Origin of the sequence: Pseudomonas sp. NPDC085632 (assembly GCF_044541255.1) — a bacterium.
Classification (GTDB): Bacteria; Pseudomonadota; Gammaproteobacteria; order Pseudomonadales; family Pseudomonadaceae; genus Aquipseudomonas.
In genome coordinates, this window is record NZ_JBITSX010000059.1 from 26875 (window position 1) to 37932 (window position 11058).

The following is an 11058-nucleotide window of genomic DNA, read 5'->3' on the forward strand; positions in this document are numbered from 1 at the left end:
TCAAAAGATCGCAGCCTTCGTCAGCTCCTACAGCTGGTTCATTTATGCGCCCGTGCCACCCACGGTGATCGCATCGATTTTCAGCGTCGGCTGACCCACGCCAACCGGCACCGATTGCCCATCCTTGCCGCACGTACCCACACCGCTGTCCAGCGCCAGATCGTTACCGACCATCGACACCCGGCTCATCGCCTCAGGACCGTTGCCGATCAACGTCGCGCCTTTGACCGGCGCGGTAATCTTGCCGTCTTCGATCAGGTACGCCTCGCTGGTGGAGAACACGAACTTGCCGCTGGTGATATCGACCTGACCGCCACCAAGGTTCGCGCAGTAGATGCCCTTCTTCACCGACGCGATGATTTCCGCCGGATCGCTTTCGCCACCGAGCATGTAAGTGTTGGTCATGCGCGGCATCGGCAGGTGCGCGTAGGATTCACGACGACCGTTACCGGTACGGGCCACGCCCATCAGACGCGCGTTGAGCTTGTCCTGCATATAGCCTTTTAGTACGCCGTTTTCGATCAGCGTGGTGCACTCGGTCGGCGTGCCTTCGTCGTCGACGCTGAGCGAACCGCGGCGACCGCTCAAGGTGCCGTCATCGACGATGGTGCAGAGTTTCGAGGCAACCATTTCGCCCATGCGCCCGCTGTAGGCCGAACTGCCCTTGCGGTTGAAATCGCCTTCCAGACCATGACCGACCGCTTCGTGCAGCAGTACACCGGACCAGCCCGAACCCAACACCACCGGCAAGGTACCGGCCGGCGCCGGAATGGCTTCCAGATTCACCAGCGCCTGACGCAGCGCTTCACGGGCATAGCCCATGGCGCGGTCTTCAGCGAGGAAATAACGGTAATCGGTACGCCCGCCGCCGCCATGCCCGCCGCGCTCGCGACGACCGTTCTGCTCAACAATCACGCTGACGTTGAAACGCACCAGTGGCCGCACATCCGCCGCCAGCCCACCGTCGGTGGACGCCACCAGAATACGCTCCCAGACACCGGCCATGCTGACGCTGACTTGCTGGATACGTGGGTCGAGTGCACGGGTAGCCACATCGATGCGCTTGAGCAGCTCGACTTTCTCGGCACGAGTCAGCACTTCCAACGGGTTATCCGGCGCGTATAACTGTGCGACATCCTGCGTGGTGAACGCCTGCACCGTGCCGTTCTGCCCGGCGCGGGAGATCGAACGCGCGGCACGGGCGGCTGCACCGAGGGCTTCGAGGGTGATCGCATTGCTGTAGGCAAAGCCGGTTTTCTCACCGGACTGTGCACGCACGCCGACACCCTGATCGAGGTTGAAGCTGCCTTCCTTGACGATGCCGTCTTCCAGCGCCCACGACTCGGAGATCTGGCCCTGGAAATACAGGTCGGCAGCGTCGATGCCGGGGCCGGCCAGATCGCCGAGCACGCCTTGCAGGCTCTCGATCGTCACGCCACCGGGCGCCAACAGGTGATCACTGACTGAGGACAACAACTCGCTCATAGGTTTACGCCTTAAATTCATGTTCTGAAGCAGGTCGCTGTGCGCCCTGCGAGAAAAACCGCCGATGACTGGTCACCGGCATTCGCGCCCTGATGGACGCTTGTTCAATACTGTCGCGTTCGGCCAACAACACCGCTTCGCCTTGATCCTGACTCGCCAGCACGCGGCCCCATGGATCGATAATCGCCGCATGACCGAAGGTTTCTCGCGGTCCTGGGTGGGTCCCGCCCTGCGCTGCGGCCAGCACATAGCACTGTGTCTCGATGGCCCGCGCCCGAATCAGCACATCCCAATGCGCTGCGCCGGTCACCGCAGTAAAGGCCGATGGTGCGGTAATCAACTCGGCACCGGCGGCGCGCAATTCGCTGTACAGCTCCGGAAAGCGCAAGTCGTAACACACGGTCAGACCAAGTCGGCCCACCGGCGTGTCGGCAACCACCACGCCACTGCCATAAGCATAGTCATCGGATTCGCGATAACGCCCGCGATTGTCCGCCACATCGACATCGAACAGATGCAACTTGTCATAGCGGGCAACGGTTTCGCCCTGATCATTGACCAGCAGCGAGCAGGCATTGGACTTGGCCGTCGGTTGATCCACCGGCGGCAACGGCAAGGTGCCGGCTACTATCCATAACTTGAGGTCGCGGGCGGTCTGTTTCAACCATGGCAGGATCGGTCCTTCGCCAAGCGCTTCGGCGCGGCCGATGTCAGCGACGTCGCGACGGCCCATGGCAGCGAAATTTTCCGGTAGCACCGCGAGCTTCGCACCGCCGGCCGCAGCCTGTTCGAGCAGACGCCGGGCCTGGATCAGATTGGCCAGAACGTCGCTCTGGCTGACCATTTGAATCACCGCTAAAGACATGGCGAACTCCGCAAGAGGTATGCGGCCATGCTACTCCATCGGTTCAGGGACTGGCTGTTCAAAAAGGCTTGTCGAAGGTGATTTTCGGCTCTTTCCAAGGGCCTTTGACGGTGTATTTCACACTGGCAAAGCGCGCCACACGGTCACCGATCAGCTTGTCGATGAGGAACAGTGCGCCGCCGACCGCCGGTGCACCGACGATCAGCGCGGCGATCGGCAGGTTATTGGTCACCGGCAACGTCACCAGCAACTTGGCGTCGACCTGGTCACCGACCAGATCCAGCGTGCCGTTCAGTTCGAGGTTGCTCGACGGGCCAGTCAGACGGATCGGCTCACGGGTAACGTAGACGCCGTTGGTGGCAACCAGCAAACCCTTGACCCGGTCATAGCTCAAGCCTTTGCCGAACAGGTCGGAGAAATCCAGACGCAAACGGCGGCCAATGGAGTTGAAGTTGAGCAGACCAAACACCCGCAACGCCTGCGCGCCGCCCTCCACTTCAACGAACTGGCCTTTGTTCAGCGACGCATCGAGCGTGCCGGAGAAACGCTTGGTCGCCAACCACGCCGGCGAGCCTGGCCAGCGGCCATCGACGTCCATGTGGAATTCTTCGCTGGTCACGCTCGGTGCAAAGCCCCAGCCCTTGAGGACGTCGGCGAGATTCTTGCCACCAATGCGACCTTTGAACCAACTGTTGGTCGCACCCGGCGCACCTTCCCAGCCACCATTGCCCTGCAACAGGATGCCTTTGAGGCCCATGTCGAGGTTGTTCAGGGCGATGCCTTTGGCAGTCGGGCGCACCTTGAGCGACCAGCCGCCGACCAGGTCCGGCCCCAGAAACAGCTGATTGATGGTGATATCCAGTGACGGAATCTTCGTTGGATCGACTGATACCAATGGGTCTGGCGAATTCTCGTCAGCCTGCACCGTCGGGTCCGGCGCCGGCAGCTTCACGTATTGCAGATTGACCGCAATCGGCACGCCCTTGGCGTCTGGCAGACTTGCCGAGCCTTTCGCCTGTTGACTGTCGAGGGACAGATTCCACGTACCCGGCTTGCGATTGACCTGCACCGACGCCTGATCCAGCGTAGTCCCGAATGCCGTGAGTTTGCCGACCTTGAAATCAGCGCTGTTGAGCAATTGCTTGGCGCTGCCGCCCGGATCCTGCCCGGCATATTTGTTGACCAGGTCCTGCCACGGCGCGACGTCCAGCTCCGAAAGCACCCCGCGAATCCGCAAGCCCTTGGCACCCGGCAGCACTGCTTCGCCAGCACCGAGGAACAGCTCGCCACGGCCCTCGGCAAAATTGCTCGGCGGCGCGGCAAAGGTGAAGTTGGCCAATTGGTCGTAATTGACCCAATAACGCCGTTCCTGCCCCTGCAAGGTCATGCGGAACACGGTATCGCGCCCGACATCCGCTGCCATGCCGAACGGTGCCGGCAGATCCACTGCAACACCTTTGAGATTGGAGCTGACCATCAACTGACTGTCGGCGCCGTCCAGATTCAACTGCAGCTGATACGGAATGGTCCCGGAAACCGGTAATGGCTGCGTTACACCCAACCAGTCGGTGAGTTTCTTCACTTCGACCTGCCCGGATGCCGCCACCCGGGTCTTCAGCTTGCCGGGGCTCCCGTCAGCGAAAATCTGCGCGGTCACCGGTTTGTCGAACGCCCGCGCGGCGATATTCTGCCCGCTCAGCCCTCTGGCGCTGTCAAAGCGGAAATCGCCCTTGAGCTGAGTCAGCTCCAGCTTCGGCTCAGCCAGCTTCAGGCGCGCATTGGCGGTTTTGAAGTCGACGAGAATTTTCGGCTGGTCGCCGCCCTTGTCCAACGGGATATCGAGCTTGAGCTTGCCTTGCAGATCCCCGGCCCCTTCCCAACCGGCAAAGGTTTCACCGGTGCCGATCGGTGCGTCCTGCAGAATTTTCAGGCCATCACCGAGGCCCCCGGCAAACCCGCCATCGAGATACATGTGCGTATGTTGTCCGGCCGGCACATGGGGAATATTGACGAACACATCGCTGACCTGAGTGTCGAGCAACTGCCCCTTGTCAGCCCAGATCCGCACGCCACTGTCCTCGATGAACACGTCGCCACTGACCTTGCTCACGTGCGGCCAGCCCGGCTGAAAGGCCAGTTCAGCGTCGTGCACTTTAAAGAACAGACTGATGCTGCGGTCGGCCTCACCGGCATTCTTGCTCAGCGAGCCCTGATACTGGAAGAACCCCTGGTCGACCGCACCTTTGAGAATCGCCGTACGCAGCCACTCATCCAGCGCCGGACTGAGCACTTCGGGCAGGTATTTGGCCGTGTAGCGACCATCGCCATCGACCAGACCGACTCGCAGGTCCATATAGTCTTCCTGGCTATGGTCGAAATGCAGGCGAATCAGAAAGTCACCGGCAATCTTGCCCTCTTCGCCGAGCACCTTCAGGTACGGAGCGATCAGGGTGAAGCCGTCTTTATCGAGTTTCCAGGTCAGGCGGGCGTTGGCCTGAAGGTACTGCCATGGCTTGGCGAAAATCGGATCGAGGTGCAGGACAAAGTCCTTGCTGTCCATGCGCAGCTCGCCACCGTCGAGGTTGCCGCTGAGGCTGCCGCTGACGTTTCGAGCCGCCGGCGCGCCGTGATAGGCGTCGAAACCGACGTTTTCCAGATTAGTGGCGAAACTGAATTTGTTGCCGTCGGTAGCATTGGGGCGAAAATCCAGCAACACATTGCGCAGACCACCGGTGACTTTCAAATGATCAACGGCCGTGGCGAACCCTTGCGGTAACGGTCCCAACGCATTCAGCAGTGGAGTGATCGGGGTCAGATCGAGACGATCAGCCTGCAAGTGCCAGAGCTCGTCCACCTTGTCGGTCGCGCGCGTCTGCTTCAGTTGTACATGCGACTCCCAACGGTTTTCGCCGAAATTCATCGCCAGCGAATCGAGGGTGAGCGTCGCGCCCTCGGCACTGTTCTCGTAGTAGGCGTTGAGCGCCAGATTATTGATCTGGATCGGCTTGCGATCGGCGTAAGCGCCGGTCAGTTGCGGCGCGTTCAAATGGAGCGCCGCACTTTGCAGCGTGCCCTTGGCCCAATTGACCCAGAGTTCGCCGCCGGCCTTGATCTCGGAAAAATTCCACTGCTGGGTAAGACGCTCCGGCAGCCACTTCGACCAGTCACTTTGCGGCAGGCTGGCATAACCCTCGACCACACTGTCCTGCCATTGATCAGGACGGATCCGCGTGCGCAAACTCAGCGCAACCGGTTGGCCATCCGGCAAAGTCAAACGCGCATCGAGCCGCTGACGGCTGGCGCCGGTTTTCAGATTGAGTCCGACATACGTGAGCGTCAGCGGCGCGTGATCCTGCGGCTGCAAGGTGACCTGACTGTCGAGCACCGACAGTTGTTGAATCATCTGTGAGCGATTGAACAACTGCTGCGGATCGAGCGGCTGATCGTTCTGCACCGGCAGACCTTCCAGCGCCCAATTGCCGTCTTCGGCCTCTTTGAGGCTGATTTTCAGACCGTTGAGTTCAAGGTGGGCAATACGCACTTCACGAGCCAACAGACTGGCCCAGAGATCCGGTACCGCTCGCACGCGGTCCAGACGAAGCGCATTGGCACCGTCGCCGACCATAACGTCATGAGCCAGCAGGATCGGTGCAAACCCGCTCCAGTTGCCCTCCAGCTCGCCGATCTGCAAGGGCATGCCGAGGGCGGCGCTGGCCTTGTCTTCGATGTCGGCACGATACTCGGCCACCAACGGGGTCAGCTCACGGCCGAGACTGACGTACAACGCCATCAACACCAGAACCAACGCGCACAGGCCCAGCCCACAACGGGTGAGTGCGGCCAGAATGCGTGTCAGACGCTCCATGTCAGTTGGCTCCCATGGCAAAAATACTGCGAAAAGCTGAGGCCAGCCGCGGTGGAATAAACGTGACGCAGGGGATCAGAGCAACACCACGTCATATTGTTCCTGGGAATACATGGTTTCCACCTGGAAGCGTATGGTGCGTCCGATAAACCCTTCAAGCTCGGCGACGTTACCGGATTCTTCGTCGAGCAAGCGGTCGACCACTTTCTGGTTCGCCAGCACCCGGTAACCCTCGGCCTGATAGGCCCGCGCTTCACGGAGGATCTCGCGGAAAATCTCGTAACAGATGGTTTCCGCGGTTTTCAGTTTGCCGCGCCCCTGACAACTGCTGCACGGCTCGCACAGCACTTGTTCGAGACTTTCGCGGGTGCGCTTGCGGGTCATCTGCACCAGACCCAGCTCGGTGATGCCGATGATGTTGGTCTTGGCGTGGTCACGCTCCAGCTGTTTTTCCAACGTGCGCAGCACCTGGCGCTGGTGTTCTTCATCTTCCATGTCGATGAAGTCGATGATGATGATCCCGCCCAGATTGCGCAGACGCATTTGCCGGGCAATCGCGGTAGCCGCTTCGAGATTGGTCTTGAAGATGGTTTCCTCAAGGTTGCGATGACCGACGAAAGCGCCAGTGTTTACATCGATGGTGGTCATGGCTTCTGCCGGATCCACCACCAGATAGCCGCCGGATTTCAGCGGCACCTTGCGTTCGAGGGCTTTCTGGATTTCATCTTCGACGCCGTACAAATCGAAAATCGGCCGTTCACCCGGGTAATGTTCCAGACGATCGGCGATTTCCGGCATCAGTTCGGCGACGAACTGCGTGGTTTTCTGGAAGGTTTCCCGGGAATCGATGCGAATCTTCTCGATCTTCGGGTTGACCAGATCTCGCAGGGTGCGCAACGCCAGACCGAGGTCTTCGTAAATTACGCTCGGCGCCGCGATGGTTTTGATCTGCTCGTTGATCTGATCCCACAGGCGACGCAGGTAACGGATGTCCATGAGAATTTCATCGGCACCAGCGCCTTCGGCGGCGGTACGCAAAATAAAACCACCGGCCTCCTTGATCCCCTCTTTGGCCACGCAATCGCTGACCACCTGTTTGAGGCGTTCGCGCTCGGCTTCGTCTTCGATTTTCAGGGAAATGCCGACGTGGGCAGTACGCGGCATGTACACCAGATAACGCGACGGGATCGACAGTTGTGTGGTCAAGCGCGCGCCTTTGGAGCCAATCGGGTCCTTGGTGACCTGCACCACAAGACTTTGGCCCTCGTGCACCAGCGCGCTGATGCTTTCCACCGCTGGGCCTTCGCGCAGGGAGATTTCGGCAGCGTGAATGAACGCCGCGCGATCCAGACCGATGTCGACGAATGCGGCCTGCATGCCCGGCAATACCCGAACAATCTTGCCTTTATAGATGTTGCCGACGATCCCGCGTTTTTGCGTGCGCTCAACGTGGACTTCTTGCAGCACACCGTTTTCGACCACCGCCACGCGCGATTCCATCGGCGTGATGTTGATCAGAATCTCTTCACTCATGGCAGGATCTCGTTCAGGCATGTTCACGATAATGGCCGCATCTGGATTCGTACGACGCTCATTGCGCGTTCAGGTTTTGCCAACAGGGTATGCCGAAATGGCCTAACAGTTCTGCGGTTTCGCAAACAGGCAACCCGACGACTGCCGAGTAACTGCCATTGAGCCCGGAAACAAACACCGCACCGAGCCCCTGAATGCCATAGCCGCCGGCCTTGTCACGCGGTTCGCCGCTGGCCCAATAGGCGCCAGCTTCATCCCCGCTGATCGGGCGGAACCGCACCAGACTGCGCACTACCCGCGATTGGCAATGCTCGCCTTCGAGCACGGCGATGGCGGTCAGCACTTCATGCTCCTTGCCGGACAACATCATCAGCATGGCGCATGCATCGGCTTCGTCCACCGGTTTACCAAGAATTTTGCCGTCCAGTACCACGGCGGTGTCGGCACCCAGCACACAGAATGGCTGACCGGACACGACGATGCGACGCCCGGCTTCGGCCTTGCCGCGCGCCAGCCGCTCAACATAGGCCGACGGCGATTCTTCGAGTAATGGGGTTTCGTCGATATCCGCACTGATGGCGAAGAACGGAACGCCGATCTGCGTAAGCAATTCACGGCGACGCGGCGATCCGGAGGCGAGGTAAAGCGGCTTCATCAAAACATCTCCCTGTTCAGTGCCCTGCTTCACCGGCTCAATTGATTTTGTAGCGTCGGCGCAATCCGCGTAGGGCAAAGCTGACCCAAGGCCAGAGCAAGGCGCTGACCAGTGCCGGAAGTACCAGCGCCAGGGTCGGCTGACGATTACCGGTCAACGCGCTGAGCCACAATTGCACCAGCTGCGCGAGGCCGAAAATCACCAGGATTACCAGGCATTGCTGCCACATCGGGAACATTCGCAGGCGTTGTTGCAATGACAGCACGAGGAAGGTGATCAGTGTCAGGATCAATGCGTTCTGCCCAAGCAGCGTGCCGTAGAGCACATCTTCAGCCAGTCCGAGGCAAAACGCGGTGACCATGCCGACCGTTTGCGGCATGTACAGTGCCCAGAATGTCAGCAGCAGCGCCAGCCACAGCGGACGCAGGATTTCCATGAATTGTGGCAACGGCGAGACACTGAGCAACATGCCGATGAGAAACGTCAGCCAGACAATCCAGCCGTTTCGCGATGCGGTAGCCCCGACCATTATTCTTGTCTCCCGGTTGTCGCCGGCGCACTGACGGGCGGTTTGGCCGCAGGTCGTGCAGCGGGCTGGGAAGCTGGAGGTTTGGTTGCCGCCGGGGTGGCTGCCGGTGGTTTGGCAGCCGCTGGCGGTTTGTTTGCGGCAGGTTTGACCGGTGTAGTGCTGGCGGCAGCGGCCGGTGCCGCAGACGTTGCCGGTGTCGCAGCAGCTGCAGCAGGCGGGGTCACGGTTTTCGGCACAGTGGCCGGAACAATCGGGCCGCCGCCAAAGGCATCAAGATTTTCCTGCGCTTGCGCGGCATCGTTGGCGCGTTCTTCGGCCGTGCGGTTGTCGCTGAATACCAACAGCAGGTAACGGCTGCGGTTGAGTGCGGCCGTCGGCACGGCGCGGACGATCGCGAACGGCTGGCCGGAATCGTGGATCACTTCCTTCACCGTGGCGACCGGGTAACCGGCCGGGAAGCGCTGACCAAGGCCGGAGCTGACCAGCAGATCGCCTTCTTTGATATCGGCGGTGTCGGCAACGTGACGCAACTCCAGACGCTCCGGATTACCGGTGCCGCTGGCAATCGCGCGCAAACCGTTACGGTTCACCTGCACAGGAATGCTGTGAGTGGTGTCGGTCAGCAGCAGTACACGCGAGGTGTAAGGCATCAGCTCGACCACCTGCCCCATCAGACCGCGTGCATCGAGCACCGGCTGCCCCAGTACCACGCCATCACGCTCACCTTTATTGATGATGATGCGATGAGTGAAGGGGTTGGGGTCCATGCCGATCAACTCGGCCACTTCGACCTTTTCATTGACCAGCGCAGAGGAATTGAGCAACTCGCGCAGCCGAACGTTCTGCTCGGTAAGGGCGGCAAGCTTCTGCATGCGACCCTGATACAGCAGGTTTTCGGTCTTGAGTTTTTCGTTTTCGGCGACCAGTTCGGTGCGACTGCCGAATTGACTGGCAATCCCTTCCCACAGCCGTCCGGGCAGGTCGGTAATCCAGTAGGCGTCCATCAACACCAGCGACGCCTGTTTGCGCGCGGGCTTGAGCAAGTCGAAGCGGGCATCGACCACCATCAGCGCGACCGACAGCACGGCCAGCACCAACAGGCGCACACCCAACGAAGGGCCTTTGGCGAAAAGCGGTTTAATAAGCCGCTCCTCCCAGGCAAATGTTCTGTTTATTCATACGGCATCAAACCGGCCTGGATGAAGACTGACAGAAGATAAACGCCAACAGGCAGCACTGCAAAGTGCTGCCTGCGCGCTCACCCACGTATTGCACTCGGCGACTTATTCGCTCGAGAGCAGATCCATGGTGTGCTTATCCATCATTTCCAATGCACGGCCACCGCCGCGAGCAACACAGGTCAGCGGATCTTCGGCAACGATGACTGGCAGACCGGTTTCCTGGGCCAGCAACTTGTCGAGGTCACGCAGCAGCGCGCCACCACCGGTCAGCACCAGGCCACGCTCGGCGATATCGGAAGCCAGTTCCGGCGGCGATTGCTCCAGGGCGCTTTTCACAGCCTGAACGATAGTGGCCAGGGACTCTTGCAGAGCTTCCAGGACTTCGTTGGAGTTCAGGGTGAATGCGCGTGGAACGCCTTCGGCCAGGTTGCGACCGCGAACGTCGACTTCACGAACTTCGCCGCCCGGGTAGGCTGTACCGATTTCCTGCTTGATGCGCTCAGCGGTAGATTCACCGATCAGGCTGCCGTAGTTACGACGCACGTAAGTGATGATCGCTTCGTCGAAGCGGTCGCCGCCAACGCGGACGGATTCGGCATAGACCACACCGTTCAGGGAGATCAGCGCGATTTCGGTGGTACCACCACCGATATCCACGACCATCGAACCGCGCGCTTCTTCTACCGGCAGGCCGGCACCGATCGCAGCGGCCATGGGCTCTTCGATCAGGAACACTTCACGGGCACCGGCACCGAGGGCCGATTCACGGATGGCACGACGCTCAACCTGAGTGGATTTGCATGGAACGCAGATCAGCACACGAGGGCTAGGCTGCAGAAAGCTGTTTTCGTGAACCTTGTTAATAAAGTATTGCAGCATCTTTTCGCAGACACTGAAGTCGGCGATCACGCCGTCCTTCATCGCACGAATCGCAGCACTGTGGCC

At 60.2% G+C, this 11058-nt stretch carries 8 protein-coding genes; all 8 read right to left on the minus strand.

What is annotated here, in order from left to right:
- Positions 1–42 precede the first annotated feature (42 nt).
- Positions 43–1485 carry a metalloprotease TldD gene (tldD, locus tag ACIF4X_RS26180; RefSeq protein WP_007915374.1) on the minus strand — a complete coding sequence of 481 codons (1443 nt, stop codon included), beginning with the start codon at positions 1483–1485 and terminating at the stop codon, positions 43–45.
- A 4-nt stretch (positions 1486–1489) separates the two neighbouring features.
- Entirely contained in the window at positions 1490–2350 is an 861-nt protein-coding gene (locus ACIF4X_RS26185) for a carbon-nitrogen hydrolase family protein (RefSeq protein WP_397484286.1), read from the minus strand.
- 58 nt (positions 2351–2408) lie between these two features.
- Positions 2409–6215, minus strand: coding sequence for a YhdP family protein (locus ACIF4X_RS26190; protein ID WP_397484287.1), 3807 nt, complete (start codon positions 6213–6215; stop codon positions 2409–2411).
- A 75-nt stretch (positions 6216–6290) separates the two neighbouring features.
- Positions 6291–7748, minus strand: coding sequence for a ribonuclease G (gene rng, locus ACIF4X_RS26195; RefSeq protein ID WP_007915369.1), 1458 nt, complete (start codon positions 7746–7748; stop codon positions 6291–6293).
- 58 nt (positions 7749–7806) lie between these two features.
- On the minus strand, positions 7807–8403 hold the full coding sequence (locus tag ACIF4X_RS26200; RefSeq protein ID WP_397484288.1) for a Maf family protein: 597 nt from the start codon (positions 8401–8403) through the stop codon (positions 7807–7809).
- A gap of 37 nt (positions 8404–8440) precedes the next feature.
- Complete coding sequence (gene mreD / locus ACIF4X_RS26205; protein ID WP_077571118.1) at positions 8441–8932, minus strand: rod shape-determining protein MreD; 492 nt, start codon at positions 8930–8932, stop codon at positions 8441–8443.
- A complete protein-coding gene (gene mreC, locus ACIF4X_RS26210) occupies positions 8932–10074 on the minus strand; it encodes a rod shape-determining protein MreC (RefSeq protein ID WP_397484292.1) in 1143 nt (380 codons plus the stop codon). The genes mreD and mreC overlap by 1 nt, the downstream gene beginning before the upstream one ends.
- 141 nt (positions 10075–10215) lie before the next feature.
- Positions 10216–11058 (minus strand): rod shape-determining protein MreB (gene mreB, locus ACIF4X_RS26215; RefSeq protein ID WP_397484290.1); only part of this gene is annotated, 843 nt, incomplete at its 5' end.

Coding starts and splice junctions, on each gene's coding strand:
- tldD (WP_007915374.1), bottom strand. CDS start 1,485: ATGAGCGAGTTGTTGTCCTCAGTCAGTGATCACCTGTTGGCGCCCGGT.
- mreD (WP_077571118.1), bottom strand. CDS start 8,932: ATGGTCGGGGCTACCGCATCGCGAAACGGCTGGATTGTCTGGCTGACG.
- ACIF4X_RS26185 (WP_397484286.1), bottom strand. CDS start 2,350: ATGTCTTTAGCGGTGATTCAAATGGTCAGCCAGAGCGACGTTCTGGCC.
- ACIF4X_RS26200 (WP_397484288.1), bottom strand. CDS start 8,403: ATGAAGCCGCTTTACCTCGCCTCCGGATCGCCGCGTCGCCGTGAATTG.
- rng (WP_007915369.1), bottom strand. CDS start 7,748: ATGAGTGAAGAGATTCTGATCAACATCACGCCGATGGAATCGCGCGTG.
- ACIF4X_RS26190 (WP_397484287.1), bottom strand. CDS start 6,215: ATGGAGCGTCTGACACGCATTCTGGCCGCACTCACCCGTTGTGGGCTG.